Origin of the sequence: Flavobacterium maritimum (assembly GCF_040049085.1) — a bacterium.
Lineage (GTDB): Bacteria > Bacteroidota > Bacteroidia > Flavobacteriales > Flavobacteriaceae > Flavobacterium > Flavobacterium maritimum.
The window spans coordinates 226328-245827 of the sequence record NZ_JBDLZY010000005.1; the positions used below are offsets into that span (position 1 = coordinate 226328).

The 19500-nt window shown below is 36.8% G+C and carries 18 protein-coding genes; 14 read left to right on the plus strand and 4 right to left on the minus strand.

All coding sequences use genetic code 11. The annotated features are described in order from the left end of the window. The first annotated feature begins 127 nt into the window (after positions 1–127). From ABEB23_RS12310 to ABEB23_RS12340, 7 genes are all read left to right on the plus strand, one after another. Positions 128–505, plus strand: a complete 378-nt coding sequence (locus ABEB23_RS12310; RefSeq protein ID WP_348812900.1) for a GxxExxY protein — start codon at positions 128–130, stop codon at positions 503–505. 60 nt (positions 506–565) lie between these two features. Then, positions 566–1363, plus strand: a complete 798-nt coding sequence (locus ABEB23_RS12315; protein WP_348812901.1) for a cyclase family protein — start codon at positions 566–568, stop codon at positions 1361–1363. An 11-nt stretch (positions 1364–1374) separates the two neighbouring features. After that, on the plus strand, positions 1375–1803 hold the full coding sequence (locus ABEB23_RS12320) for a GNAT family N-acetyltransferase (RefSeq protein ID WP_348812902.1): 429 nt from the start codon (positions 1375–1377) through the stop codon (positions 1801–1803). After that, positions 1803–2159 (plus strand): DUF4260 domain-containing protein, encoded by a 357-nt coding sequence (locus ABEB23_RS12325; protein ID WP_348813093.1) that lies wholly within the window; start codon positions 1803–1805, stop codon positions 2157–2159. Before ABEB23_RS12320 ends, ABEB23_RS12325 begins: the two co-directional genes overlap by 1 nt. Before the next feature lies 1 nt (position 2160). Next, positions 2161–2532 (plus strand): MmcQ/YjbR family DNA-binding protein, encoded by a 372-nt coding sequence (locus ABEB23_RS12330; RefSeq protein WP_348812903.1) that lies wholly within the window; start codon positions 2161–2163, stop codon positions 2530–2532. A 67-nt stretch (positions 2533–2599) separates the two neighbouring features. Further along, a complete protein-coding gene (locus ABEB23_RS12335) occupies positions 2600–3310 on the plus strand; it encodes a PH domain-containing protein (RefSeq protein WP_348812904.1) in 711 nt (236 codons plus the stop codon). Positions 3311–3499: 189 nt separating this feature from the next. After that, the gene (locus ABEB23_RS12340; protein WP_348812905.1) at positions 3500–4702 is read left to right on the plus strand and encodes an NAD(P)/FAD-dependent oxidoreductase; all 1203 of its coding nucleotides are present in this window, start codon (positions 3500–3502) and stop codon (positions 4700–4702) included. A gap of 118 nt (positions 4703–4820) precedes the next feature. On the opposite strand, the gene ABEB23_RS12345 is transcribed toward ABEB23_RS12340, so the two are convergent. Next, the gene (locus tag ABEB23_RS12345) at positions 4821–5666 is read right to left on the minus strand and encodes an AraC family transcriptional regulator (protein WP_348812906.1); all 846 of its coding nucleotides are present in this window, start codon (positions 5664–5666) and stop codon (positions 4821–4823) included. 360 nt (positions 5667–6026) lie between these two features. Between ABEB23_RS12345 and ABEB23_RS12350 the strand changes: the two genes are divergently transcribed. The 6 genes from ABEB23_RS12350 to ABEB23_RS12375 all read left to right on the plus strand — a co-directional run bounded on the left by ABEB23_RS12350 (position 6027) and on the right by ABEB23_RS12375 (position 14533). Beyond that, positions 6027–6938 (plus strand): dihydrodipicolinate synthase family protein, encoded by a 912-nt coding sequence (locus ABEB23_RS12350; RefSeq protein ID WP_348812907.1) that lies wholly within the window; start codon positions 6027–6029, stop codon positions 6936–6938. 171 nt (positions 6939–7109) lie between these two features. Then, positions 7110–8696: an aldehyde dehydrogenase (NADP(+)) gene (locus tag ABEB23_RS12355; RefSeq protein ID WP_348812908.1), complete on the plus strand. Its 1587-nt coding sequence runs from the start codon at positions 7110–7112 to the stop codon at positions 8694–8696. Further along, positions 8696–9706 carry a 4-hydroxyproline epimerase gene (locus ABEB23_RS12360; RefSeq protein ID WP_348812909.1) on the plus strand — a complete coding sequence of 337 codons (1011 nt, stop codon included), beginning with the start codon at positions 8696–8698 and terminating at the stop codon, positions 9704–9706. Before ABEB23_RS12355 ends, ABEB23_RS12360 begins: the two co-directional genes overlap by 1 nt. A gap of 31 nt (positions 9707–9737) precedes the next feature. Continuing rightward, positions 9738–10973, plus strand: a complete 1236-nt coding sequence (locus tag ABEB23_RS12365; RefSeq protein ID WP_348812910.1) for an NAD(P)/FAD-dependent oxidoreductase — start codon at positions 9738–9740, stop codon at positions 10971–10973. A 3-nt stretch (positions 10974–10976) separates the two neighbouring features. Further along, entirely contained in the window at positions 10977–12266 is a 1290-nt protein-coding gene (locus ABEB23_RS12370; protein ID WP_348812911.1) for an aminopeptidase P family protein, read from the plus strand. A gap of 107 nt (positions 12267–12373) precedes the next feature. Further along, positions 12374–14533 (plus strand): S9 family peptidase, encoded by a 2160-nt coding sequence (locus ABEB23_RS12375; RefSeq protein WP_348812912.1) that lies wholly within the window; start codon positions 12374–12376, stop codon positions 14531–14533. 68 nt (positions 14534–14601) lie between these two features. Here the strand turns inward: ABEB23_RS12375 and ABEB23_RS12380 are convergent, their stop codons facing one another. From ABEB23_RS12380 to lhpI, 3 genes are read right to left on the minus strand one after another with little or no spacing between them, the layout of a single operon-like run. Then, positions 14602–15813, minus strand: a complete 1212-nt coding sequence (locus tag ABEB23_RS12380) for a M24 family metallopeptidase (protein ID WP_348812913.1) — start codon at positions 15811–15813, stop codon at positions 14602–14604. 31 nt (positions 15814–15844) lie between these two features. Beyond that, positions 15845–16912, minus strand: a complete 1068-nt coding sequence (locus ABEB23_RS12385) for a proline racemase family protein (RefSeq protein WP_348812914.1) — start codon at positions 16910–16912, stop codon at positions 15845–15847. Between the two features lie 10 nt (positions 16913–16922). Further along, entirely contained in the window at positions 16923–17882 is a 960-nt protein-coding gene (gene lhpI, locus ABEB23_RS12390) for a bifunctional Delta(1)-pyrroline-2-carboxylate/Delta(1)-piperideine-2-carboxylate reductase (protein WP_348812915.1), read from the minus strand. A 155-nt stretch (positions 17883–18037) separates the two neighbouring features. On the opposite strand from lhpI, the gene ABEB23_RS12395 reads away from it, so the two are divergent. Continuing rightward, a complete protein-coding gene (locus tag ABEB23_RS12395; protein ID WP_348812916.1) occupies positions 18038–19327 on the plus strand; it encodes a S28 family serine protease in 1290 nt (429 codons plus the stop codon). Positions 19328–19500 lie beyond the last annotated feature (173 nt).

Below are 19500 nucleotides of genomic sequence, written 5' to 3' on the forward strand. Positions count from 1 at the left end.
AAGTTTTACGCCAGGAGTACTATTGTGTAATTAAATATTTTTCTTACATTTATTTCAAATAAAAATATGCAAACTAAGCTTTGCAACTTTTGTGTAAAACTTTGCGAACCTTGCGGTAAAATGGATTATGACTGAAAATGAATTATCTAGAGTTGTTTTTGATTGTGCTTTAAAAGTGCATCAAGCTTTAGGACCAGGTCTTTTAGAAAGTGCCTATGAAGAATGTTTGTTTTATGAACTAAAAAAGACCGGGGTTGAAATTAAAAAACAGAAACCTTTACCTTTGATTTATGAAGAAGTTAAATTAGATGTGGGATATCGTCTCGATCTTATAATAGAAAATAAATTAATTCTGGAAATAAAATCTGTTGATGTTTTAAATGACATTCATTTTGCTCAACTATTAACCTATTTGAAATTAACAAATTGCAAGTTAGGATTGCTTATGAATTTTAATGTTGTATTAATAAAAAATGGGATTAAAAGAGTCGTAAATAATCTATAGATAAATAATAATTTCTTTGCGAACTTTGCGTAAAACTTTGCGAACCTAGCGGTTAAAATTATGATAGCATTCATCAACAACGAATTTAATATTGATCTCTCGAAACCAATCGATATTTCGATTCCGTTAACCAATACTGACGAAAACCCAATTGCTTGGTATATCGATAAACCGGTAATTGAACCCGTTGTTTTTGGGGATTGGATAGGGAAAGTTTCTGAAGGAAAATCATCGACAAACTTTAATAACATTTTCTTCAATCCGCACGGACACGGGACGCATACGGAATGTTTGGGGCATATCACACGTGAATTTTACAGTATCAATCAATCGTTGAAACAGTTTTTCTTTTTGGCTGAATTGGTTTCGGTTATACCGGAAATGCAAGGAGAAGATTGGGTGATTACTTTAGATAGTATCTCGGCGGCGCTCGATGTGACATTAAAGTTAGACGCTCCAAAAGAAGCTTTAATCATTAGAACATTACCTAATTTCAAAATAAAAAAATCTTTAAAATATTCGAATACCAATCCGCCTTATCTGTCAGAAGATGCGGCGCGTTTCATTCGCGAATGCGGTATCAAACATTTATTGATTGATTTACCTAGCGTGGACAAAGAACATGACGAAGGTAAATTATTGGCGCACAAAGCATTTTGGAATGTTAAAAACGTCGATAATTTGAATGCCGATGCACGATTGGATTGTACGATTACCGAAATGATTTTTGTTGGTGATGAGGTGCCAGACGGCAGTTATCTGTTGAATTTGCAAATTGCCTCATTCGAAAATGATGCGAGTCCAAGTAAACCCATTTTATACAAACCCTTGACCCTTGAAGGGGAAATGGAGAATTAAAATAAAATACTATGATTTACTCCGCCAGTTCGCCCCATGGACTCGTGTCCGTTTCAACAGATAAGAAGAAACTGGATGTTCCTTTTATTCAGAATTTCTTAAAAGATATTTATTGGGCCGCTGCCAGAAGCATTGAAGAAGTTCAAACGACCATTGACAATTCTTTTTGTTTCGGAATTTATCTGGATGAGAAACAAATTGGTTTTGCGAGAGTGATAACAGATTACGTGGTCTTTGCCTATGTGATGGATGTGTTTATTACCGAAGAGCATCGAGGCAAGGGGTATTCTTCTATTTTGGTTGAAGCAATGATAAATGAACCACAACTGAAAGAGGTTAAGATTTGGAGATTAGCCACAAAAGACGCCCATTTTTTATATGAGAAATTTGGCTTTAATCAATTGGCGCATCCAGAAAGAATGATGGAAAAAATAGTATGATGCAAACAATTATCAAACTCGAAGAATTAGGCTTATTTGTGCTTGGAATTTATTTTTTCAATCAATTGGATTATGCATGGTGGTGGTTTTTAGTTTTACTGCTAGCGCCCGACTTGTCAATGATAGGTTATACTTTTGGGAATAAAGCCGGAGCATTTTTGTATAATTTGTTTCACCATAGAGGAATTGCTGTTATCGTTTATCTTGGAGGGATTTACTTTTCGAATGAACTTGTACAACTGACTGGAATTATTCTGTTTACCCATTCCAGCTTTGACAGAATGCTTGGCTATGGATTAAAATATGAAGCTGGTTTTAAATTTACCCATCTGGGGGAAATAGGAAAAAAAGAATAAAATGGATATACAGACTTATTTTGATTATTGTCTTTCTAAAAAAGGAGTGACGGAGCATTTTCCTTTCGATGAAGATACTTTGGTGTTTAAAGTAGGAGGAAAAATGTTTGCCTTGTCGTCTTTAAGCCAATGGGAAAAAGGAGCGCCATCGGTGAATTTGAAATGTGATCCGGAAAGGGCAGAGGAACTGAGAGCGGAACATGACGGCATTCAACCCGGGTTTCATATGAGTAAAGCACATTGGAATACCATTGCCATAAATCAGGATGTTCCAGATTCGCTTATCAAAGAACTGATCGATCATTCGTACGATTTGGTTTTCAAAAGTTTAACAAAGAAATTGCAAGGCGAAATTCAGGAATTAGAAAATTAGGCATTACTTTTGCGAAACAAAAAAAAACTTAGCCCTTAATAACTTAGCATCTTAGCACCTAAAAATAATGAAAGAACAATTTAAAAAGTTTTTAAACGAAGAACAAGATCCAAAAGCCATCGAAAAAATCGCTTCAAAACTAAGTGATATATTGATGAAAAATGAAGAAATAGGCTATATCGCCGTTCAAAAGAAACCTGCAATTACAGTATTACCGGACAGTATTGTGATGACCAATAAACGAATAATCATTTGCCAGCCTAAAAATTTGGGACTTTCGATGAATTTTATTGATTATACCTGGGATGAGATTGAAGGTACTTTTGTAAAAGAAAATATTTTAGGATCGGAGTTTTCTTTTTCGACCAAAACAGAAATGCAGGTTACGATTGATTACATTCCGAAAATTCAGGCTAGAAAAATCTTCACTTATGCTAAAGAACAATTGGATATTTTGAAAAACGGAGCTGTTTCGAATACTGCAATTGTAGAAGAAGTTCCAGTTGATGCAACAGAAGCAGTAGAAATTATTGAAGAAATGGAAACGGAGGAAGTGACCAGTTTTGCTGAAATAATGCCAGTTACGACGCCAGGTTTTCATCAGGAAGAACAATCTTTTCAGACTACAACGGCTCCTGCAAAAGATAAATCTTTGAGCGAATTATCACAAGATGAATTGTTTGAAAAACTCCAGAATTATAAAAAACTCCTTGATAACGGACTGATTCTGCAAGGAGAATACGATACCTTCAAAAAGGAGATTTTGAGTTATATGTAATTCGATCCCATTTTAAAAATTAAAACCCTGACTTGTTTTGCAAAGAGTCAGGGTTTGTTTTTTATAGTAAATTCCGATGTAAATGTTTTACAAAAAAATATTTAAAAAATTTGGGGCTGTGTAACATATGTTACAGTTATTACAGAGGAGTAGGAGTAACTTTATGTAATAATTTAAACGGATTTAATTATGACTACAACAGTAATAGTGGGAGGAAGTTTTGCAGGAATGACAGCTGCACTAGAAATTAAAAGAAAAGGTAAAAACGAGCACAAAGTTATATTGATCGATAAATCACCTTTGTTTTTATTTATACCATCACTTATATGGGTTCCTTTCGGGAGAAGAGACATTAAGGATATTTCATTCAGAAAAGAAGATATTCTAAGAAAAAAAGGAGTGGATTTTGTCAATGAAGAAGCATTGAAGATTGATGCAGCCACTCAAACAGTAGTTACCGATAAAGGAGAGTATAAATACGATAATTTGGTGATTGCAACCGGCCCTAAAGTAAAATATGATGTAGCTCCGGGGGTAGAAGAATTTGCGCATTATGTGGGAACACCAAACGGTGCTATGAAAATAAGAAAAGCATTAGAAGAATTTAAGAATAACCCTGGACCAATCGTAATTGGAGCGACACAAAATGCGGGATGTATGGGCGCCGCTTATGAATTCTTATTCAATATCGAAAAATGGTTGCGTGAACAAAACATCCGTAAAAAAGTAGATTTATATTGGATCACTCCAGAAGATTATTTGGGTCATTTCGGAATAGACGGAATGCCGATGGGAGAATCAATGCTTAAAGGGTTTATGAAAATGTTCAACATACATTATCGTACCGAAGTAGGCGTAAAAGAAGTCAAAAAAGATAAAGTTATTTTATCTACCGGTGAGGAATTACCTAGTGATTTTACCATGTTGATGCCTCCTTTCATCGGGGTGGATTTGGTAACCAATTCTCCAGATCTCCATGCAACACCAAGTGGTTATATTCCAGTAGGGGATGACTACAGACATCGTGATTATAAAAATATTTGGGCGGCCGGAATTGCCGTAGATGTGAAATTGCCCTTTACACCAAAAAGCGTTCCTTTTGGTTCTCCTAAAACGGGATATCCATCTGATGAAACCGGTAAAATTGTTGCCGAAAATATCATTAGAGTAGCTAATGGTGAAACGAAATTGGTTCGAAAAGAATGGGGCAGAATTCCCGGTCTTTGTATCATGGATGCCGGAAAAAAAGAGGTTATTATCTTTTCAACCTCATTATTCAAACCACGTTCTTTTGCGATTATGATTCCTAATGTGATTTTTGATTTTAATAAAGTGATTTTAGAAAAATATTTCTTGTGGAAAAGTAAAAAAGGATACGCTTTCCTTCCATAAATCCGTTACGTTTTTCTAAAATAAAAAACCTTTCAGTCCTAATTCATCGGGGATTGAAAGGTTTTTTATTGGTAGTTTTTACAAAATTTATAGGCTGCAAATAGTAAAAACAGCTTTTTTAGGTGTTTGCTTTTCTGTACTGCAAAGGTGAGGTGTTTTTTATTTCTTTGAATTTTCTGTTGAAATTAGAAATATTGTTAAACCCACATAATTCGGCAATTTCCAATACCGACAGTTCATTTCTCTTTGACAATAATTGTCCGGCATGTTCAATTCTGATTTCTATCAAAAACTGGAAGAATGATTTGTTGGTTCTTACTTTAAAATAGCGACAAAAAGCATTCTTCGTCATATTAGATATAGAAGAAATCTCTTCAAGAGAAATATTCTTTTGATAGTTATTCATTACATATTCAAAAACAGTTTGCATTCGTTTCCCTTCATTATCAGTGATTTTTTTGTCATAGATATAACTGGAAAGAGGCTTTTTGTCCGTTTTGGAAAGCTGCTTTATGGTCTCTAAAAAAGAAATGAAACGGTTGAATTCATTTTTGGACTTGTTTTTTTTGAAACATTTGACAATTTTTTTGGGACTGTTTTTGACAATAAATCCGTTTTTACAGTTTTCAAAAAAAGGTTGTATGGTTTTGAATGTGGGTAATTCAAAAAAATCTTTTCCAAAAGAATTATTTGTAAAAAAAAGAGTCAGCATGACCGATGATTCTTCTGAATTGGTGTCACTTCTAAACACATGAGGCAAGTTGCTTCCAATCACTAGAATATCGCCTTTTTGGTATTGTGTTACCGTATCTCCTACCAAAACAGTACCTTCTCCCTTTTCGATGTAACTTATTTGTGTTTCTTCATGCTGATGCAGCTTGTTGTAAAACGTAAGTACTCTATCTTCTTGATAGAGGAGTGCATCTTCTTTTGCCTTGGGTATTTTAAAAGGGAATACTTTCATATATGTAAATATTTATTCCTCAGCGGTCATATTTATCGCCTTTTTATTTACTGGTGTTTGCTTCACTGAGTTACTATTTTTCATAGGTGTTCAGCGAATTTCATTTATCTCACAATATCTTATTTTCATCGGAGTTCGATGATTATTCAATTGTTTGCAACAAACTTGTATTAATGGCGATTTCATGACCTGAAATTAATAGACCAAATATATGCTTTATCAACAAAAAATGCGCAAATATTACTCTGTTATTTTACATGTAAAACATATTAGGGTAATATAGTATTATTTTGTGCTAATTTATCAAAAGATTTATTTGTGTTTAGTGGGTAATTTTGAATTAAAAATAAATTAGACATTATGAGTATTCAATGGAAAGGCGTAATGCCGGCAGTTACAACGAAATTTACTGCAGATGATAAACTAGACTTCAATATGTTTGAAGTAAATGTAAAAGCACAGCTTGAAGCAGGTGTGGAAGGAATAATATTAGGAGGAACCTTGGGTGAAGCCAGCACATTATTAGAAGAGGAAAAACGCGAACTGGTGCGAGGAACCGTCAGTATGGTTCAGGGTTCCGTTCCCGTTATAATGAATATCGCTGAACAAACCACCCGTGGAGCCATTGAAGCCGCAAATAAAGCAGAGCAAGACGGAGCAAAAGGATTAATGATGTTGCCTCCAATGCGCTATAAAGCAACCGATCATGAAACGGTAATTTACTTTTCTGAGGTTGCAAAAAACACTTCCCTGCCAATAATGGTCTATAATAACCCGGTAGATTATAAAATTGAAGTTACGCTGGATATGTTTGAAGAGTTAATGAAATTTGATAACATTCAGGCGGTAAAAGAATCTACCAGAGACATTTCAAATGTTACAAGAATCATCAATCGTTTTGGTGACCGTTTGAAAATTCTTTCTGGTGTGGATACTTTAGCCTTAGAGAGTTTATTAATGGGTTCTCATGGTTGGGTTTCAGGATTGGTGGATGCTTTTCCTAAAGAAACAGTGGCTATTTATAAATTGGCGAAAGCGGGAAGAATTGATGAGGCATTAAAAATTTACCGTTGGTTCTTACCTCTTTTAGAATTAGATATCAACGCACAATTGGTTCAAAATATTAAATTGGCTGAAGTGGCTACCGGTTTGGGTACCGAATATGTTCGTGCACCTAGATTGCCTCTTCAAGGAGCTGAAAGAGAAAGAGTATTGGCAATTATCAGTGAAGGATTGCGAACAAGACCTGTTCTTCCTGATTTTAAAAGTTAATAATTGAGTTAATAATTGAGTTAAATTTGGTTTGTTTGAGGTCGATTAGGAGATAGCTTTCATATAGCTATCTTTTGATTCGGCTATTTTGATGTTTAGATACTTAAAATGCAATTCTGATTTTAGGTGTCAATTTTTAGCAAAAACGGTTTGTAAATTAAAATTAAGGTAATGATTACAGGAAAAAATTATATCGGAAGTCAGCTGAAAGGAAATGGAGCTAAAAGCTATAGAACATTTAATCCGCAGCTGAATATAGAAAATCCATGGGAGTTTACAGAAGCGACCCCAGAGGAAATAGAAGAAGCGATTACTTTAGCAGATCAGGCATTTAAAAGCTATAAAAATTGTTCCGGTAAGGAAAAAGCAGCTTTTCTAAATGCAATTGCAGATGAAATTTTAGCTCTGGGAGAGGAATTGTTAGAAGTATATTGTGCCGAGTCTGGATATCCGAGAGGCAGAGCTGAAGGAGAGCGTGGTCGTACTATTTTTCAGTTGCGATCCTTTGCAGAGATGCTAAATGAAGGGAGTTGGGTTGAAGCGACTATAGATACTGCTGTTTTAGACAGACAGCCTCTTCCTAAAGATGATTTGCGTAAAATGTTGGTTCCATTAGGACCCGTTGTAGTTTTTGGATCCAGTAATTTTCCCTTTGCGTTTTCAACCGCAGGAGGAGATACGGCCTCGGCTTTGGCGGCAGGTTGTCCTGTTATTGTAAAAAGTCATTCGATGCATATTGGTACCGGTGAAATGGTTGCGTCGGCAGTGATTAAAGCCGCCAAAAAGACCAATATGCCAGAAGGAGTATTTTCAAATTTGATTGGCAGTGGAGTGGTTTTAGGGACAAGTTTGGTAAAATATCCTTTGGTTAAAGCAGTTGGTTTCACCGGAAGTATCAAAGGTGGAAGGGCCTTATTTGATTTGGCCTCCCAAAGACCGGAACCTATTCCTGTTTTTGCAGAAATGGGAAGTATAAACCCTGTTGTTATTTTACCTAAAGCTTTAGAGAATGAAAGTGAAAAATGGGCTGCTACCTATGCCGGATCGATTACTTTGGGAACAGGTCAGTTTTGTACGAATCCAGGTTTGTTACTAGCCATTAAAGGAGATGATTTAAATAATTTCGCAGTCCAATTGGCTGAGGAAGTGGAGAAAATAGCGCCTTCCTGTATGCTTCATCCGTCTATTAAAGCTGATTTCAATATTGGAAAAGAAACATTACAATCCCAAAAAGGGGTCAATACTGTTGCGGAATATAAAGGGGAAATAGCACCTAATTTCGCATCACAAACGATACTTACGGTTGATGGGAAAACATTTTTGGAGAATCCAACCTTAAGCCATGAAGTTTTTGGTCCGTTTTCTATTCTGGTTCAGTGTGATGATGAAGCACAGTTGGTTTCCATCATTAATCAATTAGACGGTCAGTTAACAGGGACTATTATTTCGGGAGGTTCAGAGATTGAAAATTATGAAAAGGTTACGACAGCTTTGCAAAACAGAGTGGGCAGGATGATATTTAATGGTGTGCCAACCGGAGTAGAAGTTTGTCCTTCGATGATTCACGGTGGTCCATATCCGGCTTCTTCTGATTCGCGATTTACTGCTGTTGGAATCCATGCGGTAAAACGTTGGGTGAGGCCTTTTAGTTTTCAAAACTGGCCTGATAAACTATTACCTTTAGAATTGCAAAATGAAAACCCGTTAGGGATTTCTAGATCAGTTAACAATAAACAAACCCATTCACCTATAGTATAATGCCTAGAAAAACTTTTTTTTGTGTAGATGCACATACCTGTGGAAACCCCGTGCGGGTAGTTGCCGGTGGAGGTCCTAATCTTATTGGGGCTAATATGAGTGAGAAACGCCAACATTTTCTCAAAGAATACGATTGGATTCGGAAAGGATTAATGTTCGAGCCCCGTGGTCATGATATGATGAGCGGGAGTATTCTTTATCCGCCAAGTAATCCTGAAAATGATTTTGGAATACTTTTTATAGAAACCTCCGGCTGTTTACCCATGTGTGGCCATGGAACTATTGGAACCATCACCATCGCCGTTGAAGAAGGGTTGGTTACTCCAAAAGTTCCCGGGAAAATACGAATGGAAGCTCCTGCAGGATTGGTTCAGATAGAATACCAACAAACAGGTAAAAAAGTAGACTGGGTGCGCTTGACGAATGTTAAATCTTATCTGGCTGCCGAAGGATTGACTATCGATTGCCCTGAATTGGGTGAAATTATTTTTGATGTGGCTTACGGGGGAAATTATTATGCTATCGTGGATCCGCAACAAAACTTTTCGGGAGTACAGGATTTTACGGCTGGTAAAATTGTACAATACAGTCAGGAAGTGCGCAAACGAATCAACCAGAAATATCCGGATTTATTTATTCATCCAGAGAATGATACCATTCGAGATGTGAGTCATATGCTTTGGACAGGAGAACCCTTAGACCCAACATCGTCTGGTAGAAATGCCGTTTTTTATGGTGACAAAGCCATCGATCGTTCTCCGTGTGGCACAGGAACTTCGGCCAGATTGGCTCAACTTCATGCTAAGGGCAAGCTAAAAAAAGGAGAAGACTACATTCATGAAAGTTATATAGGCAGTAAATTTATAGGCAGAGTAGTAGAAGAAACCACAATAGGAGACATCAAAGCGATTGTTCCAAGTATCCAAGGATGGGCAAAAGTGTATGGGTATAATAATATTATAATTGACGACGAAGACGATCCGTATGCTTTTGGTTTTCAGGTAATTTAATTAAGTAATTTAATTTTATATTGTATTTATAATGAAGAAAGTAAGTGTGATAGGAGGAGGGATAATAGGGTTGTGTTCTGCGTATTATCTGGCCAAAGAAGGATATGAGGTAGTTGTTTTTGATAAATCGGATATGAGTGATGGTTGTTCCTACGGAAATGCAGGAATGATTGTCCCTTCGCATATTATTCCAATGGCCCAGCCGGGAATGATTGCGCAAGGTATGAAGTGGATGTTTGATAGCCAAAGTCCATTTTATGTAAAACCAAGATTAAGCTATGATTTGATAAAATGGGGATTGCAGTTTTATAAACACGCTACGCCTCAGCATGTAGAGAAATCAATGCCGGCGCTTAGGGATCTGGCTTTGTTGAGTAAAGAATTATTTCAGGATTTAGATCGTGACAATCATTCTTTTTTCTATGAAGAAAAAGGATTATTAATGCTTTATAAATCGGATAAAGTAGCTGAAGAAATAGAACATGAGGGCAAGGAAGCACAGCGTCTTGGACTTGAGGTAGATTTTCTTTCCAAGGAAGGGGTTTCGAAATTAGAAACAGGAACCCGAACGGATGTTATAGGTGGTGTGCATTATAAAAGTGATGCTCATTTGTATCCGCAAAAATTTATGCAATTCATAAAAGAGGAGCTGCAGCGCATGAATGTTGTTGTGCATACTGATACTCTGGTGAAAGATTTTAGAATGCAAAACAATCTGATTGCTGAAATCATTACCGACAAAGGGGAGTTTGAAACAGATGAAGTGGTGTTGGCTTCGGGATCTTGGAGTCCTGAGATTGCTAAAAAATTAAATATTGGGATTTCAATATTGCCAGGAAAAGGGTATAGTTTTACTTTGAATAACCGCGCTGAAAAACCTTCAATTCCTTCTATTTTATGCGAAGGAAAAGTAGCAGTTACTCCAATGAATACGGATATCCGTTTCGGAGGGACTATGGAGATTACCCATACCAATGATTTGAAAATAAATCAAAACAGACTTCAGGGTATTGTGAATAGTATCAATGAATTTTATCCTGATTTAAAAATCAACAGACCTGAAGAAAAAGATACTTGGTTTGGTTTCAGACCGTGTACACCTTCAGGATTACCTCTGATTTCCAAAGATAAAAAAGTATCAAATTTGGTATTGGCTACCGGACATGCCATGATGGGATTGAGTTTGGCGCCTGCAACCGGTAAAATAGTGACCGAAATTATTTCGAATAAAAAGACCTCAGTAGATACTCAAATGTTTCAATTATAAGCAATGCGATACGACAAAATAGCCTCTTCCTTATTTGTAGAAAACAGACAAAGGTTTTCTGAAAAACTAAAAAATAACAGTATTGCCATTCTTTCATCTAATGATGTGATGCCTACTAATGCCGATGATGTGATGGGTTTTGCCCAGAATAATGATTTGTTTTATCTGTCAGGAATCGATCAGGACGAAACCATTCTGCTAGTATATCCGGATGCTTTTAAGGAGGAAAACAGAGAAATTCTTTTTGTAAAGGAAGTAACAGAACACAGCAAGATTTGGGATGGTGATTTTCTAAACAAAGAAGAAGCTTTCCAAATTTCGGGAATAAAAAATGTAAAATGGATTCATGAATTCGAGAAGACGTTACAGCTTTTTGCTTTTGAAGCGGATACTTTTTATTTAGGCCATAATGAGCACATAAAAAGAACTACTTTTGAAATGACCACCAGACAAGACCGGATGATACAATGGTGTAAAGAAAAATACCCCCTGCATCATTATGATCGGGTTGCCAAGATCACACGGGAATTGAGACCCATAAAATCAAACGAAGAGATTGCGCTTATTAAAAAAGCGGTTGCTATAAGTGTCAAAGGGTTTAAGGGGATTTTGAAAACAGTTAAACCCAATTGTAAAGAATACGAATTAGAAGCGGAACTTATCTACGAAGCGATTAAAAACGGAGGAAACCGTCATGCTTTTAAACCCATTGTCGCTTCGGGGAAAAATGCCTGTGCTTTGCATTACAATTCTAATGACGGTATTTGTAAAGAAGGGGATATGGTTTTGGTGGATTTTGGTGTTTGTTACGGGAATTATAATTCAGATACCACTAGATGTCTTCCGGTAAACGGAAAATTTTCTCCTCGTCAGCGCGAGGTGTATCAGGCTGTTTTGAATTGTTTAAAAGAGGGTTCGAAATTATTAAAACCAGGTGTTTTATCAAGTGATTATGAAAAGCAAATGGCTTCTTTAATAGAAAAAGAGTTGATAGGACTTGGACTTTTATCCAAAGAGGAGATTGCGAATCAAAATCCGGATTCTCCCGCCTATAAAAAATATTTTATGCATGGGACGGCGCATCATTTAGGATTGGATGTTCATGATGTTGGTTTGTATTCCCGCCCGTTCGAAAAAGGGATGGTACTTACTTGTGAACCTGGGATTTATATTAGAGAGGAAGGAATAGGCTGTCGTTTGGAAAATGATTATCTGCTTACTGAAGATGGAAATATCAATTTATCCGAAGGGATGCCTATTGAAATGGATGAGATTGAATATTTAATGAAATAATGAAGGTGTAACAATTTATATATATTATTGACAAACCAAAACATATAAATGGAGAATGGAGTAACTTAGTCCAATCATTCTGTATTAACCAAGACCACATCAACACTATGAAAAAAACTTTTCTTATTTTTTATCTTTTTGTTCAAACGATGTTTGCGCAAAACACCATCAATATTGATGAACTAAACTGGTTGCCGGAATCCCATTCTTTTTGGGTGAATGAACAGGATAATATCGCAGTTTATGATGCTAAAAAGCTAACGGAGAATAAAATTGTTTTGACAAAAGACCAACTGAAAGCTGCGGGTTTTCAAGGGGAAATTGAAAAATTGGTGTGGAATGCCGCTAAGACCAAAGTACTGGTTTATACCAATTCTAAAAAAGTATGGCGCGGGAATACCAGAGGCGATTATTGGTATTTTGATCTTGCAACTGGAAAAGGGGTTCAATTAGGTAAAGGATTGGAAGCTTCTTCGCTGATGTTTGCTAAGTTTTCCAATGATAATATGAATGTGGCCTATGTGTCTAAACATAATATTTATTTGGAAAATTTACAATCAAATACCATCAAACAATTGACCAAAGACGGGACAGCTAAAATTATTAACGGAACTTTTGATTGGGTGTATGAGGAGGAACTTAGTTGCAGAGACGGTTTTAGATGGAGTCCTGACGGGAGCAGCATTGCTTTCTGGCGTGTGGATGCTACCGATACTAAATACCATTTGATGATCAATAATACAGATTCATTGTACTCTTATGTTGTTCCGGTTGAGTACCCGAAAGCAGGGGAAAAACCATCATCAGTAAAAATTGGTGTTATCAATTTGGCTTCTGAAAAAACGAATTGGCTGGCAATTCCGGGAGAAGCCAATAATAATTATTTGCCAAGAATGGAATGGACAGGCAATAATGAATTAATGGTAGTGCAATTAAACAGACATCAAAATGAAGCCACAATCTACAGCTGTAATTCAAATACAGCTAAGGCGTCTGTGATTTATCAAGAAAAATCAAGGGCTTGGATTGATGTTTTTGATATCTCATCGGGCATTTATGATGGATTTTCATGTACACTTGTAGATAACGGAAAATCTTTTCTTTGGAGTTCTGATGCTGATGGCTGGATGCATGTCTATAAAATAAGTATGGATGGTAAGAAAAAAGAACTGATCACAAAAGAGAAATTTGATTCTTATTTTTTAGCGTATAATAAAGAGACCAAAACTATTTATTCGTCATCGAGTCCGACGGATGCCACACAACGATATTTGTACGAAACGAATTTAGACACCAAAAAGACAAAACGTACCACACCAGCAGAATTTGATGGTACGAATGAATATACTTTTTCACCTGACGGAGCTTTTGCAAAACATACGAATTCAAATATTAACCGCAATTGGAATACGCGTTTGGTTGCTCTAAAAAACCATGAAAAGATTTTTCCATTGGGAAAAGATAATTTTACAAAACCAGAAAGAGACTATTCATTAGAGAAGTTTAAAGTAAAGACTGTTGATAATGTGGAGTTAGACGGAATAATGGCTAAACCATTGGATTTTGATCCAACAAAAAAGTATCCCGTTTTTTTCTATGTTTACGGAGAACCGATGGCGTCAGTAGCCAATGATCAACCATATTTTAACGATTTTATTGCTGCTTTGGTGCCGGCGGGTTATATCGGAATCGCTCTTGACAATCGTGGAACTCCTGTCATGAAGGGAACAGAATGGAGAAAATGTATTTATAAGAATATTGGAATAATCAATACACGTGATCAGGCGATGGCAGCCAAAGAAATCTTGAAATGGAATTTTGTCGATACTGATCGTGTAGCAGTTCACGGTTGGAGTGGCGGTGGTGCCGTAACCCTGAACTTACTGTTTCAATACCCAGAAATTTATAAAACAGGTGTGGCAATTGCTGCAGTGACTGACCAGCATTTTTATGATAACATATATACAGAACGTTATATGGGATTGCCGAATGAAAGCGAAGCGGCTTACAAACAAGCGTCTCCTATTACCTATGCCAAAAACCTAAAAGGAAATCTGTTATACATTCATGGTACGGGAGACGATAACGTACATTATAAAAATGCAGAAGTGCTTATCAATGAATTGGTAAAATACGACAAAATGTTCAATTTGATGATTTATCCGAATCGTACGCACAGCATCAATGAAGGAGAAGGGACAAGTCAACATTTGGGAAACACATTTATAAAATTTATTCTGGAATATTCTCCTCCTGGAGCAAAGTAGAAGTTTTTATTTAATAAAAAAAGAGGATGTCTTACACAGGCATCCTCTTTTTAGTTTATTCAATTTTGTTAGTATCCAAAAGGGTTGTCAATACTATGCATTGGGGTCGTAAACCATTTTGGGCCGTCTTTGGTCATATAAAAATGATCTTCGTGTCGAATTCCAAATTCTCCCGGAATACAAATCATAGGTTCGTTACTGACAACCATTCCTTCCTGCAGTACGGTGGTGTTTCCTCTTACCAGATACGGATGTTCATGGATGTCCAATCCGGTTCCATGACCCACACGATGAGGTAATCCAGGTAATTGATAATCGCCACTCAATCCTGCAGCAGCGAGAACTTTACGGGCTGCATCATCTACAGATCCGCAGGTAGCACCAATTTGAGCTGCATCAAAAGCGGCTTGTTGGGTTTGTTTTTCAAGATTCCAAATTTCTCGGTGTCTTTCTGTTGGTGTTCCATACACATAAGTTCTGGTAATATCCGAAAGATAGCCTTCCAATTGGCAACCGGTATCAACTAATACAATGTCGTTTTCTTTTAAATTCTGAGGAACGGTTACGCCATGCGGATATTGGGAATCATCTGAAAATAAAACGATACAAAAATACGATCCGGAAGGGATACCTGCTTTTATGTGAGCACTATTTATAAATTCGGTTACTTCTTTTACACTAATGCCCGGTCGTAGCATGCGCGCCACGGCTCGGTGTACTTCCATGGTGATGTCTTTGGCTCTTTGAATAATTGCAATTTCATTGGCCGATTTTTGAATTCGACAGCCCGTTGTTATCGGTTGTGCGTTAATAAAGTTGTAGGTAGGATTTGTTTTAGAAACACCGTCGACCAGGAAGTAAGCTGCGGATTCGTCAAGGGCAATGGTACCGTTTGTGATATTTTTGTTTTTTAATAAATTCCCCAGTAATGCGTAAGGAGATTCGTGTTCTTCCCAGCAGTTTATTCTTGCATCAACGGTCATATATTTTTTGAAAGTGCCGTCTTCAAATTTAGGTACGATGTATTCTAAACTTCCATCAGCATACAATAAAGCCCCGACCATTCTTTCAGACGCATTCCATTTGGTTCCCGTAAAATAATACAAGTTGGTTCCCGCATTGAGATAAACGGCTTTAATGTCCAAGTCTAGCATTAATGAAGCTGCTTTTTTTATTCGGTCTTGATATTCTTCCAATTGAATGGGTTGAACACCTTGGGTTCTGTTTGCTATTTTGTCTAATTCGATTTGGGCAGTAGAACCGCCAATTCCATTATTCATATAAAAGAGATTTAATTTTTTCGAGTTTATTTTATCTTAGAATAAAGCCATTTTTCATCGGGTCGTTCGGGTCAATAATAAAAGTATTCATTCCGGTAATATGTGCTGTTCCTTCTACTTGCGGAATAACCGCATTAAAAGGACCATACTCTTTTTCGGAAATCAACGAACAATTAAAAACACTTCCCGTAATACTTTCGATGGTCAGTTTACTATTGTAGTCTATTGTGTTGCGCGCTTTTTCGATAGCAATTCGCCCAGACACACCCGAACCTGTTGGGGATCGGTCTACTTCTCCTTCGGCAAAAACACACACATTTCGGCTGTGATTTTCTTTTTTTTGAGCGTCATCTATAAAGATGGTTCCATAGAGAAAACTCAAGTCAATTTCAAAAGGATGGAGTATTTCACTGTCTTGATGCATGACTGCCTGTTTTATTTCCATGCCTTTTTGAATGATGGTACGATAATCAGTATCGGTTAAAACAAATTTTAAGGTATTGTTTTTTCTTAAATCAACATAAGCATAGAATGCACCTCCATAGGCCAGGTCATAGATAACTTTACCTATTCCCGGAACATCCACTTCTCTGTCCAAGCCTACAACAAAACTGGGAACACAATGAAATCGAACTCCTGTTACCTCACCCAATTTTACAGCTACATAAGAGGTAATTCGTCCACACGGTGCATCTATTTCCAGTTTGTTTTCTCCTTCTTTAACCGTAATCCAGCCCATGTTTACCGCTAATGTGCTGATAGCGATAATGGCATGGCCGCACATGGTACTGTATCCTTCATTGTGCATGAATAGAATACCAAAATCGGCTGTTTCATCATTTGGCGGAAGCAAAATACAGCCATACATATCAGGATGACCACGGGGTTCAAACATTAAGGCAGTTCGTAAATAATCATAATTCTCTTTAATATCCCTACGGTATTCTAATACTGATTTTCCTTTCAATTCAGGAAAGCCGGAAACAATCACCCGCAGTGGTTCTCCTCCGGTGTGCATGTCGATTGTTTTGATTTGCACCCAATGTTGCGGTGCAATATAATCCGTATGTGAAAGAATGTTTTGGTACGTACTTGACATATTCGATTGTTTATTTGGAGATAAATTCATTATAAAAATAGGAGGCTGCAACCAGATCTTCTAAAGCATGCCCAACCGATTTAAAATAAGTGATTTCTGTTTCTGATGTTCTTCCTTTTTTGGAACCATTACACAGTTCGAATAGATCGGCTTTGATCGCTTCTGTTGTTAAGGTGCCGTTGTTTAATGGGATTACAATATCTCCACTTTCTTTTAGCCCTCCTTGATAGGTATCCAAAAACACCGATGATTTTGTAATTGCTTCATCATCGGCTTCCCGCATGTCTTTTTTATAAGCGCCAACCAAGTCAAGATGTTGTCCTTCTTTCAGCCATTTTCCAAAAACCAATGGAGTAGGCGATAAAGTCGCGCAGGATATAATATCAACTTCAGAAATTTTATCTTCTATGTTGGTAATTGCGGTGCAGCTATACGATTCGTTAACGAGAGTATCACAAACGGCTTGTGCTTTTTCTAGAGTTCTTCCCCAGACATATACTTTTGTAATGGGTCTGGTGCTGGCATGCGCTTGGATTAGGTTTTTTGCCAAAGCTCCGGTTCCTATCATTAATAAAGAAGAAGAATCTTCCCGAGAAAGATAACTGCTGGCTAATGCTGAGGTCGAAGCGGTTCGTTTTGTAGTTAATGATTTTGCGTCTAAAATGGCTTTTACATTGCCTTTATGAGCATCGAGATAAAGGTAGGTTCCTTGAATGGCCGGAAGATTATATTTGCCATTATTAGGGCTTACCGTTACAATTTTTACGCCCAAATCTACACCCGGATTAAATGCAGGCATTAGCAATAATGTTGAATCCTTATCTTCGGGAGGATTAGGGTAATCGTGGTGATGACGCATCGGTACTTGTATGGATGGCGTTGCAAAACCCTTTTTTAGACTTTCGATAAGTTGTTTGAAATTGCAATTGTTTTCTACAAACGAATCGGGAATGAGTTGAATAGTTTTCATTTTTGGAATAGATTTCCATAAAATTAAGTTATTTTTTTTTCTGTGCGTATTTCTAGTGTAAACATGATAAAATAGGTCAATATCGGGTTAATATAGTATTGGTTTTTGGTGAGTTGAGATAGTAATTTTAAAAAATAATTTAAACCAATGTAAGAATGAAAAAGATAAAAAATGTCTTATTCCCGTTGTTCGTAGTTTTTTGCTTCTATTCCGGTTTGGCGCAGACAGAAACTACTGTTGCAACTGATTTGAAGAAAAGATTGGAAGATTTATTTCCTAATGTTGCCATTACAGAAATGAAAAATTTGGAGGGCTATTCAGAATCGTATCAGTTGGTTTTAGAGCAACCTTTAGATCATGGGCACCCTGAAAAAGGGAGCTTTAAACATTTTATTTATCTCTCACATGTTGATTTTTCCAGCCCGATGGTAATTGAAACAGAGGGTTATGCTGCACGCTATGTGAAAAATGAAGTCAGCAAGTTACTCCATGCCAATCAAGTGATTGTTGAGTATCGCTTTTATGGAAAATCGAGACCCAATCCGGTTCCGTGGGAGTATTTAACAAATGATCAGGCTATTGCTGATTATCATGCTATAGCGACCAAATTGAAAGAATTGTATAAAGGAAAGTGGATTTCAACCGGAATAAGTAAAGGAGGAGAGACCACTTTGATTTATAAATCCAAATATCCTAATGATGTAGATGTTGCCATGCCGTATGTAGCCCCGTTGATTGATACGCAGGAAGACCCGAGAACCGTCACACATGTGAAAATAGTCGGTACCTCAGCATGTAGGGAAAAAATAAGTCAGTTTCAAAGAGCATTATTACAAAACAGAGAGGCTCTTTTGAAAGAGATTCAGGATTTTTCTGATCGTGAAAAGATGAGTTTTACCGAAGTTTCTATAGAGGAAGCCTTAGAATATGGCACTTTAGAATTTCCTTTTTCGTTTTGGCAATGGGGCGGTAAATGTGAAGATATTCCTGTCGGAGGAAGCACACCAAAAGAATTATTTGATTATCTGAATAAAATTGTTGGAATCGGGACGTATAATGATGCGACTTATTTTGAATTACTGCCATCGTACTACCAACATATGACGGAACTGGGATACTATGGTTTTGATTTTAGTCCCGTTAAGGATTTATTGAAAACTGTAAAAAGTACGTCCAATTCGCGGTTTGCGCCAAAGGAAGTGGTGATAAAATACAATCCAAAATACATAAAGAAGGTTCGTAAATACGTGGAAACGAAAGGAGATAAAATACTCTATATTTATGGAGGGTATGATACATGGGGTGCTTGTGCGCCAACGCCAAATCCTGATGTGGATGCTTTAAAAATGGTTCTTCCGGGTGGGAGTCACGGCACAAGAGTGAAAAATTTCCCGAAGGAGGATCAGGAAAAAATTATGGCAACATTGAATCGCTGGTTGCAGTAGAAAAAGATTTTTTGGATTTTTGTAGAAACCTTGAATTTTTTAGTTAGAACTGCGTACAGCTTAATGGTTCTACCAAGAATTGAATGGCTTTTGTGTTTTTAACAAAAAAAGATGGTAGAATAATTTTCGAAACTTTAGCTGTTTTAATTCAGAATAATTTATAGAAAAGGGAT